A 20,124-nucleotide genomic window follows, 5' to 3' on the forward strand; every position below is an offset into this window, starting at 1 on the left:
CCGCTTCTGATTCCATCAGAAGCGGAAAGGCTCTAAGGGATCGTCTTCTGACTCTCGCCGTCGCGCGACAGTTCAGTCGTCGCTATCGCGCTTGCGCAACAAGTCTTTCACGAGATCGCCGAGCGCGGGCCGCGGCAGCGCGGTGAACGGCATCGGGCGGGTGACGTCGATTGCCGCAAGGCCGAGGCGCGCGGTCAATAGTCCGTTGAGGACGCCTTCGCCCAAGCGCGTCGACAGCTTCGCGGCGATGCCATGGCCGAGCATCTGCTGGATCAACGTGTCGCTGGCGGCCATGCCGCCGGTGATGGCGAGATGCGCAATGACGTGGCGTATCAGGCGGATCATCCCGAGCGTGCCGGGCCGTCCGCCATAGAGCCGCGCAAGCTGCCGCACCAGCCGCATCGCCGCTGCGAAAACGAACAGCACATCCACCACGGCGCGCGGGCTGACCGCGGTCACGATCGATACGCGCCGCGCCGCCACCGACACCAGCCGGCGGGCTTCCTGATCCAGCGGCGCCATCAGTTCGCGCTCGGCGAGCCGCACCAGATCGGCGCCGTCGATGATGTCGGTGCCGTGGCTCCGCAGCGCGGCCCGCGCCCGCGCAAGATGCGGATTGTCGTGGGCGAGTTTCACCAGATCGCGCACGACCGTTTTCGCTCCGGTGCGATCGTCGGCGGCGATGGCGGCCAGCGCGCGTCGATGCAGGTTCTCGATGGTGGCGAGACGGGCGAGAGCGGCGATCTCGCGCGCCGCGATGACGATCGATGCAACCACGAACAGCGCCGCCAGCATCAAGCCGAGGAAGCCAAGTCCCTCGCTGCGTGCGAACAGGTCATGGATCAGGTTGACGGCGCCGAGCACGGTGCCGAGCGCGATGAAGCCGGCCAGCGACGACCAAAACAGCACGCCCCAGCGAAATCCCCTTCGCGCGGGAACCGGAGGTGTCTCCGGCGCCTCTTCCTCGGGCAGTAAGACGGGCTCGGGCTCCGGCTCGGCTTCCGGCGTAATGCTGATGCTGCCGCGCGCAGGCCGGCTCGCCGCTTCTTCAGGATCCAGGACTACAACGAGCGGATCGTCGAGCTTGAATGTGACGGGGCGGCGCAGGCCGGAACGCTCACTCATTGCAGTCGGTCTCCGATCAGAAACTGAAGCGCCCGGTCGAGGCGGATATGGGGCAGGGAGGGATCGCCCGTTCCGTTGCCCTGAAGGCGGGGCGGACGAAAGCGCAGAAAGCGGAAATCGGCCTGGTCCATCGCCGACGTGGATAGCCCGCGGAACGCGCCGTTCCCGCTGAAAAGATCCTTGAGATCGGTCGGCAGGTCGCCCGGAAATGTCGCGACCTCGGTGTTGCCGTCGAAGGTCTGCCCGTTGGCGAATTCGCCGGCCAGGGGGGTGCCGAGGATGGACGGCAGGTTCTCGCGACCGCATCGCACCTGCGCCTCGCGGGTGGAGCGGACGGCTGCAAGCGCGACAACATCGATGGCGGCGCCGGCGACTTCGGCGCGTGCGACGGCGCGCTCGACGACGCGACGCAGGATCGCCTCGAGCCGGTCATGGCTGGTGTGGTGCAGATGATCGGCCTTGGTGGCGGCGAACAGGATGCGGTCGATCCGCGGCCGGAACAGCGTGCTCAGCAGCGTCGAGCGGCCGACGCGGTAGCAATCCAGAATTCCGGCGAGCGCGGCTTCGAGGTCGTACAATGCTTCCGGCCCGGCATTGAAGGCGGAGAGCGTATCGACCAGCACGACCTGGCGGTCGAGCCGCGAGAAGTGATCGCGGAAAAACGGCCGGACCACGAGGTCCTTGTAGGCTTCATATCGCCGCCGCATCATCGTCCAGAGCGATCCGTCGGGCGCGATCCCCCCGGCGGGCAGATCGAGCGGCGCGAAGGTGAGCGCGGGCGAGCCTGCGAGATTGCCCGGCATCAGGAAACGGCCGGGCGGCAGCAGGCTCATGGCGAAACGCTCGTCCCGGCAGCCCCGGAGATAATCGGTGAACAGCCGCGCGGCGGCGAGCGTCGCCTGCTCGTCCTCGCGCGCCGAGGGCCGCAGCGTTGCAAGATGCGCGTGCCATTCCTCCGCGAGCCGCGCGCGCGGCTGCTGCCGCGACAGCGCCAGGCTTTCCGCCGACCACTGTTCGTAGCTTTTGTCGAGCAGCGGCAGGTCGAGCAGCCATTCGCCGGGATAGTCGACGATGTCCAGCGTCAGCGTCTGGTCCGAGCCGTTTTGCCGCTGATAGCCGATCACGAGCCGCAACTCGCTGATATCGACCGTCGAGTTCGGCCAGCGCCGTTCCGTGACCAGCGTGTGGACGTGCTGCTCGTAATTGAAGCGCGGCACCGCGTCGTCCGGTTGCGGGGCGAGCTGCGCGCGCGCGATGCGACCGCTGGCGAGCGATTCAAAAACCGGAAACCGGCCGCCACGCGACAGGCCATGCACCAGCGCGGTGATGAACACCGTTTTGCCAGCGCGCGACAGCCCCGTTACGCCGAGCCTGACCGTCGGGTTGAAGAAGTTCTCGCCGTAATCCAGCAGCGCGCGGGCCGACAGACGCGCTTCTTCAACGATATCGGAAAAGCTGGAAGCCATGTCGATGCAAAGTCGATCCCGGAGTATGGATTGGCGTGCAAATCGTGCCTGCGCAACCGGAAAGTGGCGATTGTCGGTCGAAAATCAAGTTTCGGTGTTGAAACGAGCCATACATCATTTGTGTTCAGATTTCGTTGACGTGGACCGGCAGTCATTCTAGCGCCTTTCCGCTGGCGCATGACACTGGAAATCCTCCTATGGACCAGAGTTGATGACGTTGTCGGGCCCGAAAGCAAGCCTGTCCGGCGAATGCCGCAGCCCATAACGGCGGTTAACATGATCGGGGCCGAAGCGACGATCAGTCGGCGCGGCCGTGCCTGCCGTGCGCGCCAAGGCGATCTTCTCTCCGCCGTCTCGCCGTGGCATGGTTTCCAGAAATAAAACGCGATCGAGTCTGCGGTCGCGCCTGCGGGAGAGCTCGCGTGACCCTTTCCAATGCTTTCGGCGCTTTCAATTTCGACCTCGGCGAAACCGCGGACGCGGTCCGCGAGACGGTTCGCGACTTTTCCGCCAACGAGATCGCGCCGCGCGCTGCCGAGATCGACAGGACCAACCAGTTCCCGCGCGACCTCTGGCCCAGACTGGGTGCGCTCGGACTGCACGGCATCACGGTCGAAGAGGATTATGGCGGCGCCGGTCTCGGCTATCTCGAGCATTGCATCGCCATGGAGGAAATCTCGCGCGGTTCGGCTTCGGTCGGATTGTCCTATGGCGCGCATTCCAATCTCTGCATCAATCAATTGCGCCGCAATGGCAGCGAGGCGCAGAAGCGCAAATACCTGCCGAAGCTGATGTCCGGCGAACACGTCGGTGCGCTGGCGATGTCCGAGACCGGCGCCGGTTCGGACGTCGTGTCAATGAAGACCCGCGCCGACAGGAAGGGCGACCGCTACATTCTCGACGGCAGCAAGATGTGGATCACCAACGGACCCGTCGCGGATACGCTGGTGGTCTACGCCAGGACCGACGTCGCGGCGGGCGCGCGTGGCATCACCGCCTTCATCGTTGAGAAGGGCTTCAAGGGATTTTCGACTGCGCAGAAGCTCGACAAGCTCGGCATGCGCGGCTCCGACACTTGTGAACTGGTGTTTGAGGATTGCGAGGTGCCCGAGGAAAATGTGCTCGGCAAGATCGACGGTGGCATCGGCGTCCTGATGTCCGGCCTCGATTACGAGCGCGCCGTGCTCGCCGCCGGACCGCTCGGCATCATGCAGGCCTGCATGGACGTGGTGATGCCCTACGTGCACGAGCGCAAACAGTTCGGCCAGCCGATCGGAAGTTTCCAGTTCGTGCAGGGCAAGGTCGCCGACATGTACGTCACCATGAATGCGTGCCGCGCCTACGTCTATGCGGTGGCGAAGGCTTGCGATCGCGGCGAGACCACGCGCGAGGACGCGGCAGGGGCGATCCTCTATGCGGCGGAGAAGGCGACGCAGTGCGCGCTGGACGCGATCCAGTTGCTTGGCGGCAATGGTTATATCAACGACTATCCGACCGGACGTCTGTTGCGTGACGCCAAGCTCTATGAAATCGGCGCCGGCACCAGCGAAATTCGCCGCATGCTGATCGGCCGCGAGCTGTTCGAGAAGAGCGCAGAGCGATCCGTCATTCCGGGGTGAGACGCAGTCGCAAACCCGGAATCCAGCACCGAAGCAGGTGTTGTGTTGCGTCATTTCGGATAGCCGCTGACGCGGCTTCCGGAATGAAGGGGGATTCGCGATAAAAAGCCCCTCACTCCAGCGGCAGGTCGTTGACCTTCGCAACCCATGCCCGCACGTCGATCATGACCTGCGGCAGCACCGCCCTGGTCTCCTGCACGGTCATGCCGGCCTTGATGCGCGGATCGTAGAGGATGTTGAGGATGTACTGGTCGTAGATGTCGAAGAAGCCCATCTGGACGTCATCGTTGAACATGGTCCACGGCACGGAGCTGGTGTCGTTGATGGGGCCGAGCGATTGCAGCAGTTCCTCGTAGGCGCAGTCGAGGAAAATGAAGTCGCCGTTGTCGACGGTCAGGATCACGTCGGAATGCTCGATCTCGAACCTCTCGTTCTTGCGGAAGCCGGACAGGCATTGAGGATCGAGCGAGGCGTGAATCTCGCGCGCGCGTCTGGCGCCGTAGAGCGCGGAGATGGTGCGATTGAGGTCGCGGTCGCGGACCAGCCGGACGGTTACGTTGGCGGCATCGGCGCTGTCCGCCATGGCAATGTCCAGATGACGAACGCGCCTTGCGATGTCGGCGACAACTTTCGCCAGTTGCGCCTTGCGGTCGGTGCGATTGCGGCCCTCCGCGAACACGCGCACCGGCCCGTCGTACTTGCGGATGCGGTCGACCCGGCCGGCCAGATGGTACTCCGCGCCGAACGCGGTTTTGAAGAATCCGTCGAGAATCTCTCTGTCCGTGAATGCCCTTCGCTCGTCATGTTGACGCGCAGCGGCGCCCGCAAACTCCGCGCTGGCGGGCTGCATGGCGATGCGCGCGCAGAGCGCTGCCATCAGGATGGCGGACGCAAGCCTGAGCGAAGCGATATGCATCGCGGTCCGCCTCCCTCAGCCGGCGCGCGGGCACGGAAGCTGTTTTCTTCGCGCCCGCATTCTCTGTCGGCGCTCCGCCTGCGCCTGTCTAGTTCTGGACCACGACCATGGTGCCGACCGACACGCGATCATAAAGGTCCTTCACGTCTTCGTTCGTCATGCGGAAGCAGCCGGAGGAAACCGCGTGACCGATCGTCTCCGGTTCGTTGGAGCCGTGGATGCGATAGAGCGTCGAGCCGAGATACAGCGCGCGCGCGCCGAGCGGATTGTCGATGCCGCCTTTCATGAACCTCGGCAGATCGGGACGCCTGCGCAGCATTTGCGCCGGCGGCGTCCAGCTCGGCCATTCCTTCTTGGCGCTGATGCGGTGGACGCCGCCCCAACGGAAGCCGTCGCGACCGACGCCGATGCCGTATCGCAGCGCCTGGCCGTTGGGGAGAACGAGATAGAGCCGCCGTTCTCTCGTGCTGATCACGATGGTGCCCGGCGCATATCGGCTCTGAAAATAGACGACCTCTCGCTGGATCGGACTGGCGGAGGTAAAATTGGGGCCGAAACCCATGATGTCGCGCGTATCGACCATCTGTGCGAAAGCGGACTTGGCATGGAAAACAAAGGCGGCGGCAATCAAAAGAATCAAAACGCGCGTCATGGTGACCTCGCATCAGTCGATCTGGTGCGAGACAGGCCATAATTCGTCCGGTTTCGCAAGCCGCGCTCGCCGGAGGAGCGTTTTCCCTTACAAACGTTGCGAAAAGGTATCAGCCTTCCGACATCCGGCTGACGCCCCGCGGGTCGCCTTGATGCCATGCGCGGGTAAACCTTTGACGCGCGGCTGGAACGATGTTGATCTCGGATTCGTTCGAAAGGCCGGAGCGGAGCGCAGGGATGAACGGTGCCGAAAGCCTGGTGCGGACATTGGTCAAGGGCGGCGTCGAGGTCTGCTTCGCCAATCCGGGCACCTCCGAGATGCATTTTGTCGCGGCGCTGGATCGGGTGGAGGGCATGCGTTGCGTGCTCGGGCTGTTCGAAGGCGTGGCCACCGGCGCGGCCGACGGCTATTTCCGCATGACGGGCAGGCCTGCCTGTACGCTGCTTCATCTCGGCCCCGGTCTCGCCAATGGACTCGCCAATCTTCACAATGCCGGGAAGGCCGGTTCCGGCATCGTCAACATCGTCGGCCAGCACGCGGTTGACCACATCGCATACAATGCGCCGCTGACATCGGATATCGAGGGGCTGGCGCGGCCGATGTCGGGATGGGTCCGTACCTCGCCGGATTCGAAATCGGTCGCCTGCGACGGCGCGGCGGCGATCGCGGCTGCGAAAGACTCGCCGCCGCAGATCGCGACGCTGATCCTGCCCGCCGATACTGCGTGGAACGAAGCGGACGGTATCGCCGCGGTGCCCGAGAATTCGCAGGAACCGGGCTATTCGCAGCCGGCGGTCGATGCCGCGGCGAAAATCCTGCACAGCAACGGCCGAGAGACTCTGATGCTGCTCACAGGCGGCGCGCTGGGCGAGCGGGGACTGGCGCTGGCCGGCATGATCGCGGGCAGGACCGGCTGCAAGGTGATGGCGCAGACCTATAACGCGCGGATGGCGCGGGGCCGTGGTCGCTTTTCCATCGACCGGATTCCCTATGTGGTCGAGCAGGCATTGCGCGTTCTGAAGCCTTTCAGGACCATCATACTGGTCGAGGCCGACGATCCCGTCGCGTTCTTCGCCTATCCGGACAAGCCGAGTCTCTTGAAGCCCGAGGGCTGCGGCGTGCATCGCATGACGGCGCGCGGCGACAATTCGGTGGCCGCGCTGGAAGCGCTGGCGGACGCCGCAGGCGCGAGGCGAGCGGATATGAAGCCGCAGAAGCCGGCTGAACTCGTCGCGCCCACCGGACAACTCGATCACGCTTCCATCGCGCAGGCGATCGCGATGGCCATTCCGGAAAATGCAATCGTCGTCGACGAATCGATCACGACGGGCCGCGGATTCTTTCCACCGACCGCCGCTGCTGCCCCCCATGACTGGCTGCAGAACATGGGCGGCTCGATCGGCTTTTCCACGCCGGCAGCGACCGGCGCGGCGGTGGCCTGTCCCGATCGCAAGGTGATCTGCCTGGTCGGCGACGGCAGCGCGATGTACACGCTGCAATCGTTGTGGACGCAGGCGCGCGAGGGCCTCGACGTCACCACCGTCGTTTTCTCAAATCGCATGTATCAGATCTTGCGCGGCGAGTTCGACGGCGTCGGCGCCGGCGAGCCCGGCGAGCGCGCGATGGACATGCTGAGCCTCGATCGCCCAAGCCTCGACTGGGTGTCGCTTGCCAGGGGCATGGGCGTGCCGAACCGGAGCGTGACGACGGCGGGCGACTTCAACAAGGCGTTGGCGGAGGCGATGGCCGAGAAAGGACCGCGCCTGATCGAGGTACGGATGTGAGATGCTGTGGAGCGCGTCGGTAAAGATCGGCCCGTTTTCTTCACGCGAACCGGTATCCACTTCGCTTGAAAACGCTATAAACGCGACAGGGACGCGCTATACGTGCGAGAGCCCCGATGAGTCTGACCTATGTCATTCCCGACATTCATGGCCGCTTCGATCTGCTGTGCGAGGCGTTGCACCGGATTCATGCCCACGCCGCCGGCAACGGCGGCACGTTGGTGATGCTCGGCGATTATGTCGACAAGGGGCCGGACAGCAGCAAGGTTATCGCAAGGCTGCGGCGCGGAATGCCGGACGGCTGGACCTTCGTTCCGCTCAAGGGAAACCACGATGCGATGATGGTCGCCGCGTGGCGCGATCCGGCACAGATGACGCGATGGCTGGAGCACGGCGGCGACGCGGTTCTGGAATCCTACGGCGGCGATCCTTTCGTCATTCCGGAGGCGGACATCGCCTGGCTGGAGGCACGGCCGCTCATGCATGTCGATGCGCACAGGGTCTATGTTCACGCCGGGCTCGATCCCGGCGTCGTGCTCGAAGCGCAGCTCGAGGCCACGCTGCTCTGGAAGCGCTATCCCAAAGGCGATGCGGCGGGCTTCGAGGGCCGCCATGTCGTGCATGGACACAATTCGTTCGTTCAGGGGCCGGAGTTGTACCAGGGCCGCACCAATCTTGACACCCGGTCATGGCGAACCGGTCGCCTCGTGACCGGTGTGTTCGACGACGCACTGCCCGGCGGACCCGTCGATTTCATCGTCGTTCACGGTCCGCGCCGGGCTCCGGCTGTTCCCGCCGCAACAATTGATTGAAATTGTGCCCGGCTTGTTTTGTGGGATACCTGATTGTTTGTCTTGACGACCACGCGCGGCGCAGGTCTTTCGTGTGGCATGGACAAGGTCTCGGACTCGGTCACGAAACTGCAGGCGACGTTCCGCATCAAGGTGAACGGCGAGTCCGTCGCTATCTCCACGGTGGGGCAGGCCTATGATTTCATCACGCGCCTCAGCACCGCCGAATGGGGTGAGTTTCGCGCTCTGCACGAGGAGGCGCGCGCCGCGCTCGAAGCCGCCGCGGGCGATGCGATGCTCAGCCGCAAGGCCACCGACGCGTTGCGGGCCCTGTTCGCGCGAACTCATCTTTTGTGAGAGACGAGGCCGAACCACGACGGGCCGGATCACAATGGCGCCGCGGCCGCGATCCGCTGCCAGGCAAATGGTGGGCGCACAAGGGATCGAACCTTGGACCTCTCCCGTGTGAAGGGAACGCTCTCCCGCTGAGCTATGCGCCCTAAGTGCTGTAACAGCCGGAGTTTCTTACAGAATACATTGTGTATGTCCAGAGCCTTTTCGCTTCTGACGGAATCAGAAGCGGGTTCTAAGATTTTGATTTGACGTGCGTTTTCTTCATACGGACCGGCACCCGCTTTGCTCGAAAACGCCATGGCCTGAAACCGGCACAAACCCGCACTCTCCGCGTGGAATCGCGTCGAGTCCGAAGCTGATGTTAGTGTTTAGGCGCTTCGGCCAGGCTCTCAACGATCTTCGTGACGCAATCGTTCTTGGACAATTCGCTGGTATCCAGCACTAAACGAGGGCTGGCCCACGTTTCGTAGTCGCGGCTTTGAACGCATTTCCAATCTGGCAGGTCAAGACCGACGATATCGCTTCGACGCGCCTCTATCCGCCGTCTGTGCTCAACCTGGTCTGAGCACACAATTTCCACGTTTAACAACTGTGCACTGCAGGTCTCTGCCACGTCAGACCACCACCTCCTCGTAAGCTCGACAGGATTCACGGTGTCGGCAATAACGTCGAGGCCGATTGTCAGATTGTCTTTCGCAACCGCGACGGCTGCTAGGTATCCAGCATCTTCGGCCGGATGGATTTGCAAGCTACTGCCTTTCAGCGCTGTCTCGATAGAGTCCACGCGTATATAGACTGCGCTGATTTCTTGCGCCAAGGCCCGGGCAACAGTCGTTTTGCCGACCCCTGGCAATCCTGAAAATGAGATCAAAACAGACACAACGTATCCAATAAAGACCGCCGGATCGGCAATGTGACCACGCAGGCTGGTCCTTTAGAATTAACGCCCGCCGCGGGAGGTCTGGGATTGCAAGGCCCGGATGCGGTCGGCCAGAGAGCCGGCAGAGGGCATTGCGCCGTTGCCGCCTGCGCCGTTCGCGGCTTTCGCCGTCCTGGCCGGCGCTGCGTCAGCCGCCAAAATGGCCTTGATCGGGGAATCCGGTCCCTCGATGGTCATGGCCAGCCTGGCGACCTCGGCGGCGATGTCGTTGATGCGCTCGCGCAACAGCGCGTTTTCCATCTGTTCGGCCGTACCGGAGGATTTCGCCTGCTGCTGGATCACATTGATATCGCGCTGAAGTTTGGCCCGCTCGTCGTGAGCAGCGCGCAGCGCCCGTTCGGCTGCGATCATTTCGTTGCGCAGCCCATCGATGAGCGGAGACTTGCCGCCGGTTAGAGACGCGATTTCCTCGCGCAATTCGCTGATGGTGAGTTGCGCGGTCGCATTCGCCTTCCGTAGCGGACCGCTCTCCTGCTCACGCTCGGCCAGCATTCTGGTCTGGGCGGCGAGATGGCCTTCGAGCTCTCGGACACGGTTGCCGAGCCTTTCCGCGTCCTTGGCCTTGTCGATGAGCTGGCTGTCGATTTTGACGATGCGCTGGCTCAAATTCTCAATGTGGTTGCGCGCGTCGTCGCGCTCCCGGGCGGTGGCGGCCGTTTCGCCGCGCTGCCGCTCCAGCAGCGCTTGCGTGGCCGCGAAATCCTTTTCGACATCGTTGATGCGGTTTTGCAGCCGCTCGACCTGGGCGCGCACCACGAACAGTTCGGCCTGGCGGCTCTCCGCCGTCAGTGAGCGATCCGACAGTTCCTGGCGGAGCCGGCCGAGCTCGGCCTGGCTTTGGGCGAGGGTCTGCTCGGCGCTCTGCAATGTTTCGGCCTTTGCGGCAAGCTCCTGTTCGGTGGACTGCAAATGCGCGCCGACCTTCTGCTCGTGCCCCTCGAGCTTGAATATCGCGGCGTTCTTGTCGCCGAGTTCGACCTTCAACCGGTTGATTGCGTCGGCCTTTTTGCCCAGTTCGGCGGACTGGCTGGCGGTCTTTCTCTTGAGCTGTTCGACGCTCATTTCCAGACGCCGCGCCGACATCGCGAATTCGGCCCGCAACTGATCCTTATCGGCCTGGATTTCGGCCATCGACAGCGGGGTCTCCGCTTCGAGGCGCTTGATGGTAAGGCGGACGGCGCGGTTGTGCACGAGCGGCATGATCATCAGTCCGCACAGCATCGAAACCAGAAAACCGATCGCCAGATACATGATCGACTCGACCATGGGCAACGCTCCACTAGATCACGATGATTTTGGATCGAATCGATCCAAAATCATGAACGTGATCGATTCTAATAGTTTGAGCGGGATGCGGGCGGAAAACCGCACCACACTTTTCCTCATCCCGCTCTGGCCCGGATAAGGATTCGGCTACCATGCCACGAGCGGCCGGCAAAACGCCAGCGTCCCGCCTCGTGGCGCATTTTCCAGCGAGGTGGAATCCGGTCCGCAGGAAACGAGGGCGAAGCCGTCGGGAGTTCAGAACGGGTTCCAGGTCGCCCGCGGCGTGAATTTCAGGTAGCCGATACTGGCGCCGAGTCGTAGTCCGAGGCCGGAGCGGATCGGCACCAGCACGATGTTGTTCGCGGTCAGCGCCGTCATCCCGAAGCCGCCGACGATGTAGGCGGAGCCGTCGATGCCCGCGAAGCGCTGATAGATCGCGTTCGTCGCCGGCAGGTTGTAAACCAGCGTCATGGTGCGGGCACCGTCGCCGCCCCAGTCGAAACCGACCGACGGGCCCTGCCAATAGACTTTGAGGTCACCGGCATTCTTGGTGTAGAGGGTGCCCTCGCCGTAGCGCAGGCCGGCGACGAAAGCGCCCGAGCCTTCCTCGCCCAGGATATAGCCGTTCGGCAGGCCCCATTGGCTCACGGCGCGCTCGATGACCGAGGCGAGGCCGCGAGAGACGTTGCCGAAGAAGCGGGTGCCGGATCTGAGCAATTCGTCAGACGAATAATTGCCGGGACCGGCGTGCCGTTGTGGCGGAGGCAGCTGCTGCCCCTGAGGTGCTTCGTATGGCGGCGCCGATTGTTGGGCGGAGGCCGAAATGATCCAGAACGTCGTCACCCCAGCGAGCGCGACCGCTGCAAGACGCGGAATGAAGGTCATGAAAATCCCCCCAAGATAGCGAAACTTGTGGCCGCGCCCTTAACCCGATGCTGACGGGCGGCCAGTATGATGCAGCGATCGTCCCCTCGACTCGCACGTTATCCGCACCAACTATGACGGCACGGCGGCAGGAAGGAAACGGCTTGCGCCTCGGAATAGTCGTGATTGCCTTGCTGGGGTGCGGGTTGGCCTGCTCCGGGGTCGACTTTGCGGCCAGGGCCGCCACCTCCGAGCGGGTCGTGATCGACCGCTACACAGGTCTGGCGATCAGCGGGTTCGATCCCGTGGCTTTCTTTACCGACGCCCGCGCGGTGCAGGGCGACCCTGCCTTTGAGGTGTGGCAAGGCGGAGCCATCTGGCGCTTCAGCAATCCCGACAATCGAGCGTTTTTTGTCGCCAATCCGGACGTCTATAGTCCACGTTTCGGCGGCTATGATCCTGTAGACATCGCGCGGGGCGTGACTTTCGCCGGAACCGCCCGGCTCTGGCTGATTGTCGGCCAGCGCCTTTATTTATTCGGCCATGAGGACAGTCGCGCGGCGTTCGCAGCCGATCCGGTGCGTTATCTGCATGACGCCACGCGTCGCTGGGTCGTGTTGAAGGAAACGCTGGCGCAGTAGGGGCGGTTCAGCTTGCAAGTTCGGGTTACGGCGCGACGGTGGGGTCGCCCCAGGCGATAAACTCCGGCACCAGAAATCCCGTGCGCGCTTCGCTGAAACGCAAGGGAACGCCAGCCCCGTCCGTGACCTTGCCGCCGGCGGCAACGACCAGGGCGTGACCGGCCGCGACGTCCCATTCGCAGGTCGGGGCGAGACGCGGATAGATATCGACTTCGCCCTCCGCGATCCGGCAGAACTTGACGGCGGAGCCGAGCGGCCGGCGTACCGCACCGGGCCGGCTGTCGATGAAGGCGTCCGAGCGGCTGTCGCCGTGAGAGCGGCTGACGGCGGCGATCCATGCGCCATGAGCGGGAAATGGCCGGGTTGCGATCGGCTCGGCTGCGCCGACGCGGCCGTCGGCCGCGACCGCGAGGCGCTGCGCGCCATGGCCGACAAGACCTCGCCAGATCGTACCCAGCGCGGGCGCGCCGATGATGCCTAACAGCGGCATGCCGTCCGTCACGATCGCGAGATTGACGGTGAATTCCTCGCGGCCGGCGATGAATTCCTTAGTGCCATCGAGCGGATCGATCACGAAAAGGCTGCCGGCATAAGGCGGCGCGGCAAGATGCACGCGCTCCTCCGACAACAGCGCAATATCGGGACGAAGCCGCGCGAGCCCGTCTGCGATGATCCGGTCGGAGGCGAGGTCCGCCTCGGTCACGGGAGAGCCGTCAGCCTTGCCGCTGATCGTCATGCGATCGCGGCTGACCGAGAGAACGGCAGCGCCCGCTTTCGCCACCAGTGCGGTGAGGGCATTCATCAGCGCCGCAGCCGTTTGAGCGTCGATCACCGGCACGTTCGAGGGGTCCTTGCACGGCACGGCAGAGCGGCGGTGACCGCCTTGCGGTGGCAGCACAGGCTCCGGCAGTGTATCAAGCCACCAAGGTCATTTGATTCGCCGGGTCCGCGCGCTGCGAATCCGGTTGCTGTGGATTTGCCGAAACGGATCCCAGGAGCAGGTATTATGTCTGGCACGTCGTCTCCCGGTCCCGTTCCCGATATGCTCGAACTCGCGGCACTGCTGTGTTCGCGCGTCTGTCATGACCTCATTAGTCCGGTTGGCGCAATCGTCAACGGGCTTGAGGTGCTGGACGACAATCCGAAGCCGGACGATCGCGAATTCGCCCTCGATCTGATTCGCAAGAGCGCCAAAACCGCCTCGGCGCGGTTGCAGTTCTGCCGTCTCGCATTCGGCGCTGCGGGCTCGGCCGGCGCGCAGATCGATCTCGGCGATGCGCAGGCCATGGCGAAGGGCCATTTCGAGGATGGCAAGATCACGATCGCCTGGAATCTCCCGCGCCTGCTGTTGCCGAAGAACAGGGTGAAACTGCTGCTCAACTTGTTGGTGATCGCGCAGCAGATGATTCCTCGCGGGGGCGTGTTGAGCGCCGATCCGCTTGGCGAGGGCGAGGCGATGGGCTTTCAGATCACCGCCGCCGGAATGAACGCCCGCATCTCGCAGAATGTCGTTGATCTTCTCGCGTCCGGCGCCACCGGCACCGTCGATGCGCATGCGATTCAGCCCTACTACACCCGCCTGCTTGCTGAGGCCTGCGGTATCACCGTCGCGGTCGTCGCGGAGAGCGAGAAAGTGGTTGTGAGCGCCCGTTGAGTTCGGCGTCGCCTGATAAGGTGAACGAATGGTTTCCAGGCTCGTCGAGATCAGCGCCAAGATTTTAATCCGGTTACCAGGTGCGCTCCTTTTCGTTGCTAAATCAACGTCAAACGCCCTGGCTCCGCATCGGCGAAAATCCCGACAGATGCAGCGAGATCGTTCGCCGGCGTTGCGCGGCGAGTCCACCGTACCGATCGTCGGGCGTATTCTTTTCCGTTTGCTCAACCAATATTAAATGCTTTGGGTTGAAATTGGCCCGGCCGAGAAGAGGCGCGACGACGTCGCCCCGGCAGTTCGAGGGCCAGAAGGCAATGGATGATCTCCTCCGCGAATTCCTGACCGAGACCAACGAGAGTCTTGATACCGTCGACAATCAGCTCGTCAGTTTTGAGCAGGATCCGAACAACGCGAAGATATTGGATAATATCTTTCGGCTGGTCCATACCATCAAGGGCACGTGCGGCTTTCTTGGCCTTCCGAGGCTGGAGGCGCTCGCCCATGCGGCGGAAACGCTGATGGGCAAGTTCCGCGACGGCATGCCGGTGACCGGCGAGGCCGTGACGCTCATTCTCTCCACCATCGACCGCATCAGGGATATCCTGGGTCAGCTCGAGGCGACCGAAACCGAGCCGGAGGGATCGGATACCGATCTGATCGAGTTGCTGCATCACATGGCGGAGCACGGCGCTGCGGACGCCGCGCCCGCTCCCGAACCCGCCGCCGAACCGCCCGTCGCCGAGACTGCGGGGACGCTCACCTATCAGGTCCTCGAACGCCAGCTCCGTCCCGGCGAGGTTTCGCTCGATGATCTCGAGCGCGCGTTCCGGGAAACGGAGGTGGAGGCGGCCGCGCCAGCGTCACGTCCCGCGCCGGCCCCGCAGCCGGCGTCCGGGGCGCCCGCGCCGGCCGCCGCTCCGAAGGCTGCCGTCAAGGCGGCGCCGAAGAAAGCGGAAGATACTCCGGAAAGCGATCGGGTTTCTCACCAGTCGATCCGCGTCAACGTCGATACGCTCGAGCATCTGATGACGATGGTGTCCGAGCTTGTGTTGACGCGCAACCAGTTGCTCGAGATCAGTCGCCGGCACGAAGACAACGAATTCAAGGTGCCGTTGCAACGGCTGTCCAACGTCACCGCCGAATTGCAGGAAGGCGTCATGAAGACGCGCATGCAGCCGATCGGCAACGCCTGGCAGAAGCTGCCGCGCATCGTGCGCGACCTGTCGAGCGAACTCGGCAAGCAGATCGAACTCGAGATGCATGGCGCCGACACCGAGCTTGATCGTCAGGTTCTCGACCTGATCAAGGATCCGCTGACGCACATGGTGCGCAATTCCGCCGATCACGGCCTGGAAACGCCGGCCGAACGGGTCAAGGCGGGCAAGCCGGAGCAGGGCACCATCCGCCTTCTGGCCTATCACGAAGGCGGTCACATCATCATCTGCATCGCCGACAATGGTCGCGGCCTCAACACCGAGCGCATCAAGGCCAAGGCGATTCAGAACGGCCTCGCCACCGAGGCCGAAATCGAGAAGATGACCGAGGCGCAGATCCACAAGTTCATCTTCGCGCCGGGATTCTCGACCGCGACAGCCGTGACCAGCGTTTCCGGACGCGGCGTCGGCATGGACGTGGTGCGCTCCAACATCGACCAGATCGGCGGCACCATCGACGTCAAGTCGGTAGCCGGAGAGGGCTCGAGTCTCACCATCAAGATTCCGCTGACGCTGGCGATCGTGTCGGCGCTGATCGTGGAGGCCGCCGGCGATCGGTTCGCGATACCGCAGCTTTCGGTGGTCGAACTCGTGCGGGTGCGCGCCAATTCTGATCACCGCATCGAACGCATCAAGGACACTCCGGTGCTGCGGCTGCGCAACAAGCTTCTCCCGCTGATGCATTTGAAGAAGCTTTTGAAGATCGATGACGGCGTCGCCAGCGATCCGGAGAACGGTTTCATCGTGGTCACGCAGGTCGGAAACCAGACCTTCGGCATCGTTGTGGACGGCGTATTTCACACCGAGGAAATCGTGGTCAAGCCGATGTCGACCATGCTGCGGCATATCGGCATGTTCTCGGGCAACACCATTCTCGGCGACGGTGCCGTGATCATGATCATCGACCCGAACGGCATCGCGCACGCGCTGGGCGCCTCGGTTGCTTCTCAGCAGGAGGTTTCCGACGAGAATGAGGCGAGCGCCGGCGGCACCGACGAGATGACGTCGCTGCTGGTGTTCCGAGCCGGGTCGAATCAGCCCAAGGCCGTGCCGCTCGCGCTCGTCACCCGGCTCGAGGAGATCGGAGTCGCCAAGATCGAAGTCGCCGACGGCCGCTACATGGTGCAGTACCGCGATCAACTCATGCCGCTGGTGCAGATGGAAGGCGTTTCGGTCGGGACCGAGGGCTCGCAGGCCGTCCTGGTCTTCGCTGACGACGGTCGCGCTGTCGGACTGGTGGTCGACGAGATCATCGACATTGTCGAGGAACGCCTGAACATCGAGGTTGCGAGCAGCCGGCAGGGCATTCTCGGTTCCGCCGTCATCAAGGGCCGGGCGACGGATGTGATCGATATCGGTCATTTCCTGCCGATGGCCTTCGCCGACTGGTTCAAGCGCAAGGAAATGAATTCGGCGGCCGCAACGCGATCGGTGCTGCTGGTGGATGACAGCGCCTTCTTCCGGAACATGCTGGCGCCTGTTCTCAAGGCCGCAGGCTATCAGGTTCGGCTCGCGACCAACGCGCAGGAGGGTCTCGGCGCATTGCGGTCGGGCCAGGAGTTCGACGCGATTCTCACCGATATCGAGATGCCCGATATGAACGGCTTCGAGTTCGCGGAGACGGTGCGTTCGGATCGTCGCCTGTCCGGCACTCCGATCATCGCGCTGTCGTCGATGATTTCCCCGGCCGCGATCGAGCGAGGCCGTCAGGCCGGTTTCCACGACTATGTCGCCAAATTCGACCGGCCCGGCCTGATTGCCGCGCTGAAGGAACAAACCGCCGAAATAAACCGGGCGACGGCGGCATGAAGGATCAGAACATGACCACCGTAAATCAAGACGGCAAGAGCGCGTTCACCGAATACGTGACCACGACGATCGGCGGGCAGTTGTTCGGGCTGCCGATCTCACGGGTGCAGGACGTGTTCAAGCCGGAACGGTTGACCCGTGTGCCGCTGGCGTCGAATGATGTCGCGGGCGTCTTGAATCTGCGCGGCCGCATCGTCACCGCGATCGACATGCGCGCGCGATTGGGCCTGCCGACGGCGGAGGACGATCGTCCGCCGATGGCCGTTGGCGTCGAACTGCGCGGCGAGTCCTATGGGCTTTTGATCGATTCGATCGGCGAGGTCATGACGCTTCCTGACGAAGGCTGCGAGATCAATCCGGCCAACCTCGATGCGCGGATGGCGGAGATGTCGGCGGGCGTGCACAGGCTGGATGGACAACTGATGGTCGTTCTCGATGTCGATCGGGTTTTGGAGATCGTGCCTGACAAGCTTGCGGCCTGAGACCGGCGGCAGGTACCGGTCGTCGGGAAGCGTCCCGTCGTGAAGGTTGAAAAGAGACGGAGTCCGAAATGAAAACGTGTCTGGTCGTGGACGATTCAAGCGTTATCCGTAAGGTCGCGCGGCGTATCCTGGAAAGCTTCAATTTCCATATCGTCGAGGCGGAAGACGGCGAGAAGGCGCTCGACGCCTGCAAGCGCGAACTGCCGGACGCCGTGCTGCTGGACTGGAACATGCCGGTCATGGACGGTTATGAATTCCTTCGCAACCTGCGCCGGATGCCGGGCGGCGATCAGCCGAAGGTGGTGTTCTGCACCACGGAGAACGATGTCGCGCATATCGCCCGCGCGCTTCATGCCGGCGCCAACGAATACATCATGAAACCGTTCGACAAGGATATCGTGACGGCGAAGTTTCAAGAAATCGGTCTGATATGAAGTTTGCCGCGCCGGGAGCAGATCCCGGGCTGCGCAAATATTTCTTTTGTTGTTAGTCGCGTCTGGTGAGTTAATGAGTACTGCTTTGGCAAGTCCGGCGGCCGCGGATTCGGGAGGGCAGGAACCGCTGCGTGTCATGGTGGTGGATGATTCAGTCGTCATTCGCGGCCTGATCTCCCGGTGGATCGAGGCGGAGCCCGACATGATGGTCGCGGCCTCGCTGCGCACCGGGCTCGATGCGGTCAGCCAGGTCGAGCGCACCAATCCCGACGTCGTCATCCTCGATATCGAGATGCCTGATCTCGACGGCATCTCCGCGCTGCCGCAACTGCTGGCCAGGAAACCCAATCTCATCGTCATCATGGCCTCCACGTTGACCCGCCGCAACGCTGAGATCAGTTTCAAGGCGCTGTCACTCGGCGCCGCCGATTACATCCCGAAGCCGGAGAGCACGCGCGAGATCGCGGCGGCCGATATCTTCAAGCACGACCTTATCCAGAAAATCCGGCTCCTTGCCGCAAAACGCCGTCGTCCGGCGGTGGCTGCCTCGCCGCCGCTGGCGCCGCGAGAACAGGAACCGCGCCTTACCCAGGCCGCTGCTGCGTCCGTGCATCCCGCGCCTGCGCTGCGTTCCTTCAGCTCGCAGCCCCCGCGCGTGCTGCTGATCGGCTCGTCCACCGGCGGGCCGCAGGCTCTGATAACGCTTGTTGCCGGGATAGGTCCCGTAATCGACACTGTTCCGGTTCTGATCACGCAACACATGCCGCCGACGTTCACGACCATTCTCGCGGAGCATCTGGCGCGGGCCGCCGGACGCCCGGCGCGCGAAGGCGTGGATGAGGAGACCGTGAAGCCCGGCCATGTCTATCTCGCGCCCGGCGGTCGCCATATGCGGGTCGCCAGAAAGGGCGCGGGTGCCGTCATCGCGCTCGACGACGGCCAGCCGGTGAATTTTTGCAAGCCGGCTGTCGATCCGCTGTTCACGTCGGCGATCGACGTTTGGCAGGGAGGAGTCCTCGCCGTCATCCTGACGGGGATGGGGTCGGACGGAATGCGCGGCGGCAAGCAGATCGTTGCGGCGGGCGGAAGCGTCATCGCGCAGGACGAAGCGAGCAGCGTCGTGTGGGGAATGCCAGGCGCGGCCGCCCAGGCCGGGATTTGCGCGGCCGTTTTGCCGCTTCAACAAATTGCACCGAAGCTCGTTCGGCTGTTTGCGGGAGGCCATTCGTGACGCCGCTTGATTTCGAGTATCTGCGCAAGTTTCTAAAGGATCGATCCGGGCTCGATCTCGCCCCCGACAAGCAATATCTGGTCGAGAGTCGTCTGCTTCCGCTTGCGCGCAAGGCCGGTCTTTCGGGCATCAGCGACCTCGTGCAGAGAGTGAAGAACGGTGCCGAGGCGTTGACGATCGACGTCGTCGAGGCGATGACCACCAACGAAACCTTCTTCTTTCGCGACAAGACGCCGTTCGACCATCTGCGGGACACCGTGATCCCGGCGCTGGTGCAGGCTCGCGCGGCTCGCCGCAGCCTGCGGATCTGGTGCGCCGCCGGCTCGACCGGACAGGAGCCCTATTCGATCGCGATGTGTCTCAAGGAATACGGTGCGGCGCTGACGGGCTGGCGCACCGAGATCGTCGCCACCGATCTGTCGAACGAGGTGCTGGAAAAGTCGCGAGCCGGTCTCTACAGTCAGTTCGAGGTGCAGCGCGGGCTGCCCATCCAGTTGCTGATCAAGTATTTCAAACAGGCCGGCGAACTCTGGCAGATCAACGCGGACATTCGCGCGATGGTTCAGCATCGCCAGCTCAATCTGCTGCAGGATTTTTCACACCTCGGCACCTTCGATGTGATCTTCTGCCGCAACGTGCTGATCTATTTCGATCAGGAGACCAAGGTCGGCATCTTCATGCGGCTTGCGAAACGGATGGAAGCCGATGGCTTCCTGGCGCTCGGCGCCGCGGAGACCGTGGTCGGGCTGACCGACGCGTTCAAGCCCCATCCGGACAAGCGCGGTCTCTATCGGCCCAATCACCTCAGCTCGCCGCCGCTGGTTCCGGGCATGCCGGCGGCCAAGTCCGCCGTGAGAGCCTGATCCGCTTCAATGTCATTCC

At 63.4% G+C, this 20,124-nt stretch carries 19 protein-coding genes and 1 tRNA gene; 11 read left to right on the plus strand and 9 right to left on the minus strand.

The genetic code is table 11. The features are described from left to right. Positions 1-72: 72 nt before the first annotated feature. Entirely contained in the window at positions 73-1,125 is a 1,053-nt protein-coding gene (locus ACMDCM_RS02005; protein WP_412772004.1) for a YcjF family protein, read from the minus strand. Then, entirely contained in the window at positions 1,122-2,591 is a 1,470-nt protein-coding gene (locus ACMDCM_RS02010; protein WP_412772005.1) for a YcjX family GTP-binding protein, read from the minus strand. Before ACMDCM_RS02010 ends, ACMDCM_RS02005 begins: the two co-directional genes overlap by 4 nt. Before the next feature lie 422 nt (positions 2,592-3,013). Between ACMDCM_RS02010 and ACMDCM_RS02015 the strand changes: the two genes are divergently transcribed. Further along, a complete protein-coding gene (locus tag ACMDCM_RS02015) occupies positions 3,014-4,210 on the plus strand; it encodes an isovaleryl-CoA dehydrogenase (protein WP_412772006.1) in 1,197 nt (398 codons plus the stop codon). Positions 4,211-4,322: 112 nt separating this feature from the next. Here the strand turns inward: ACMDCM_RS02015 and ACMDCM_RS02020 are convergent, their stop codons facing one another. Together ACMDCM_RS02020 and ACMDCM_RS02025 are read right to left on the minus strand one after the other, a co-directional pair. Continuing rightward, positions 4,323-5,126, minus strand: coding sequence for a DUF2927 domain-containing protein (locus tag ACMDCM_RS02020; protein ID WP_412772007.1), 804 nt, complete (start codon positions 5,124-5,126; stop codon positions 4,323-4,325). An 88-nt stretch (positions 5,127-5,214) separates the two neighbouring features. Continuing rightward, the gene (locus ACMDCM_RS02025) at positions 5,215-5,778 is read right to left on the minus strand and encodes a L,D-transpeptidase (protein WP_412772008.1); all 564 of its coding nucleotides are present in this window, start codon (positions 5,776-5,778) and stop codon (positions 5,215-5,217) included. A gap of 236 nt (positions 5,779-6,014) precedes the next feature. Here ACMDCM_RS02025 and ACMDCM_RS02030 point away from each other — a divergent pair, with 236 nt between their 5' ends. From ACMDCM_RS02030 to ACMDCM_RS02040, 3 genes are all read left to right on the plus strand, one after another. After that, positions 6,015-7,562, plus strand: a complete 1,548-nt coding sequence (locus ACMDCM_RS02030; protein WP_412772009.1) for an acetolactate synthase large subunit — start codon at positions 6,015-6,017, stop codon at positions 7,560-7,562. 116 nt (positions 7,563-7,678) lie between these two features. Continuing rightward, positions 7,679-8,374 (plus strand): metallophosphoesterase, encoded by a 696-nt coding sequence (locus ACMDCM_RS02035; protein ID WP_412772010.1) that lies wholly within the window; start codon positions 7,679-7,681, stop codon positions 8,372-8,374. 78 nt (positions 8,375-8,452) lie between these two features. After that, positions 8,453-8,710: a hypothetical protein gene (locus tag ACMDCM_RS02040; protein WP_412772011.1), complete on the plus strand. Its 258-nt coding sequence runs from the start codon at positions 8,453-8,455 to the stop codon at positions 8,708-8,710. Between the two features lie 68 nt (positions 8,711-8,778). Here ACMDCM_RS02040 and ACMDCM_RS02045 read toward each other — a convergent pair. From ACMDCM_RS02045 to ACMDCM_RS02060, 4 genes are all read right to left on the minus strand, one after another. Continuing rightward, a tRNA-Val gene (locus ACMDCM_RS02045) sits at positions 8,779-8,853 on the minus strand. A gap of 215 nt (positions 8,854-9,068) precedes the next feature. Continuing rightward, a complete protein-coding gene (locus ACMDCM_RS02050) occupies positions 9,069-9,587 on the minus strand; it encodes an AAA family ATPase (RefSeq protein WP_412772012.1) in 519 nt (172 codons plus the stop codon). A gap of 60 nt (positions 9,588-9,647) precedes the next feature. Then, entirely contained in the window at positions 9,648-10,913 is a 1,266-nt protein-coding gene (locus ACMDCM_RS02055; protein ID WP_412772013.1) for a coiled-coil domain-containing protein, read from the minus strand. Positions 10,914-11,168: 255 nt separating this feature from the next. Further along, complete coding sequence (locus tag ACMDCM_RS02060) at positions 11,169-11,798, minus strand: DUF1134 domain-containing protein (RefSeq protein WP_412772014.1); 630 nt, start codon at positions 11,796-11,798, stop codon at positions 11,169-11,171. A 113-nt stretch (positions 11,799-11,911) separates the two neighbouring features. On the opposite strand from ACMDCM_RS02060, the gene ACMDCM_RS02065 reads away from it, so the two are divergent. Beyond that, a complete protein-coding gene (locus ACMDCM_RS02065; RefSeq protein WP_412774634.1) occupies positions 11,912-12,418 on the plus strand; it encodes a YHS domain-containing (seleno)protein in 507 nt (168 codons plus the stop codon). 25 nt (positions 12,419-12,443) lie between these two features. On the opposite strand, the gene ACMDCM_RS02070 is transcribed toward ACMDCM_RS02065, so the two are convergent. Then, positions 12,444-13,256, minus strand: coding sequence for a 3'(2'),5'-bisphosphate nucleotidase CysQ family protein (locus tag ACMDCM_RS02070; RefSeq protein ID WP_412772015.1), 813 nt, complete (start codon positions 13,254-13,256; stop codon positions 12,444-12,446). 168 nt (positions 13,257-13,424) lie between these two features. Here ACMDCM_RS02070 and chpT point away from each other — a divergent pair, with 168 nt between their 5' ends. From chpT to ACMDCM_RS02100, 6 genes are all read left to right on the plus strand, one after another. Next, positions 13,425-14,072: a histidine phosphotransferase ChpT gene (chpT, locus tag ACMDCM_RS02075; protein ID WP_412772016.1), complete on the plus strand. Its 648-nt coding sequence runs from the start codon at positions 13,425-13,427 to the stop codon at positions 14,070-14,072. Positions 14,073-14,386: 314 nt separating this feature from the next. Beyond that, a complete protein-coding gene (locus ACMDCM_RS02080) occupies positions 14,387-17,095 on the plus strand; it encodes a hybrid sensor histidine kinase/response regulator (protein WP_412772017.1) in 2,709 nt (902 codons plus the stop codon). An 11-nt stretch (positions 17,096-17,106) separates the two neighbouring features. Beyond that, positions 17,107-17,577, plus strand: a complete 471-nt coding sequence (locus ACMDCM_RS02085; RefSeq protein WP_412772018.1) for a chemotaxis protein CheW — start codon at positions 17,107-17,109, stop codon at positions 17,575-17,577. A 68-nt stretch (positions 17,578-17,645) separates the two neighbouring features. Further along, the gene (locus ACMDCM_RS02090; protein ID WP_412772019.1) at positions 17,646-18,011 is read left to right on the plus strand and encodes a response regulator; all 366 of its coding nucleotides are present in this window, start codon (positions 17,646-17,648) and stop codon (positions 18,009-18,011) included. Between the two features lie 73 nt (positions 18,012-18,084). Further along, a complete protein-coding gene (locus tag ACMDCM_RS02095; RefSeq protein ID WP_412772020.1) occupies positions 18,085-19,242 on the plus strand; it encodes a protein-glutamate methylesterase/protein-glutamine glutaminase in 1,158 nt (385 codons plus the stop codon). Beyond that, entirely contained in the window at positions 19,239-20,105 is an 867-nt protein-coding gene (locus tag ACMDCM_RS02100; protein WP_412772021.1) for a CheR family methyltransferase, read from the plus strand. The genes ACMDCM_RS02095 and ACMDCM_RS02100 overlap by 4 nt, the downstream gene beginning before the upstream one ends. Positions 20,106-20,124: the final 19 nt, after the last annotated feature.

The sequence above is a fragment of the Nitrobacter sp. genome (genome assembly GCF_047149785.1).
Lineage (GTDB): Bacteria > Pseudomonadota > Alphaproteobacteria > Rhizobiales > Xanthobacteraceae > Nitrobacter.

Bases quoted from the DNA above. Each gene is read 5' to 3' on its own strand.
- ACMDCM_RS02065 (WP_412774634.1), top strand. From the start codon at position 11,912: ATGACGGCACGGCGGCAGGAAGGAAACGGCTTGCGCCTCGGAATAGTC.
- ACMDCM_RS02055 (WP_412772013.1), bottom strand. From the start codon at position 10,913: ATGGTCGAGTCGATCATGTATCTGGCGATCGGTTTTCTGGTTTCGATG.
- ACMDCM_RS02005 (WP_412772004.1), bottom strand. From the start codon at position 1,125: ATGAGTGAGCGTTCCGGCCTGCGCCGCCCCGTCACATTCAAGCTCGAC.
- ACMDCM_RS02010 (WP_412772005.1), bottom strand. From the start codon at position 2,591: ATGGCTTCCAGCTTTTCCGATATCGTTGAAGAAGCGCGTCTGTCGGCC.
- ACMDCM_RS02080 (WP_412772017.1), top strand. From the start codon at position 14,387: ATGGATGATCTCCTCCGCGAATTCCTGACCGAGACCAACGAGAGTCTT.
- ACMDCM_RS02085 (WP_412772018.1), top strand. From the start codon at position 17,107: ATGACCACCGTAAATCAAGACGGCAAGAGCGCGTTCACCGAATACGTG.
- ACMDCM_RS02095 (WP_412772020.1), top strand. From the start codon at position 18,085: ATGAGTACTGCTTTGGCAAGTCCGGCGGCCGCGGATTCGGGAGGGCAG.
- ACMDCM_RS02030 (WP_412772009.1), top strand. From the start codon at position 6,015: ATGAACGGTGCCGAAAGCCTGGTGCGGACATTGGTCAAGGGCGGCGTC.
- ACMDCM_RS02025 (WP_412772008.1), bottom strand. From the start codon at position 5,778: ATGACGCGCGTTTTGATTCTTTTGATTGCCGCCGCCTTTGTTTTCCAT.
- chpT (WP_412772016.1), top strand. From the start codon at position 13,425: ATGTCTGGCACGTCGTCTCCCGGTCCCGTTCCCGATATGCTCGAACTC.
- ACMDCM_RS02060 (WP_412772014.1), bottom strand. From the start codon at position 11,798: ATGACCTTCATTCCGCGTCTTGCAGCGGTCGCGCTCGCTGGGGTGACG.
- ACMDCM_RS02040 (WP_412772011.1), top strand. From the start codon at position 8,453: ATGGACAAGGTCTCGGACTCGGTCACGAAACTGCAGGCGACGTTCCGC.
- ACMDCM_RS02035 (WP_412772010.1), top strand. From the start codon at position 7,679: ATGAGTCTGACCTATGTCATTCCCGACATTCATGGCCGCTTCGATCTG.
- ACMDCM_RS02020 (WP_412772007.1), bottom strand. From the start codon at position 5,126: ATGCATATCGCTTCGCTCAGGCTTGCGTCCGCCATCCTGATGGCAGCG.
- ACMDCM_RS02090 (WP_412772019.1), top strand. From the start codon at position 17,646: ATGAAAACGTGTCTGGTCGTGGACGATTCAAGCGTTATCCGTAAGGTC.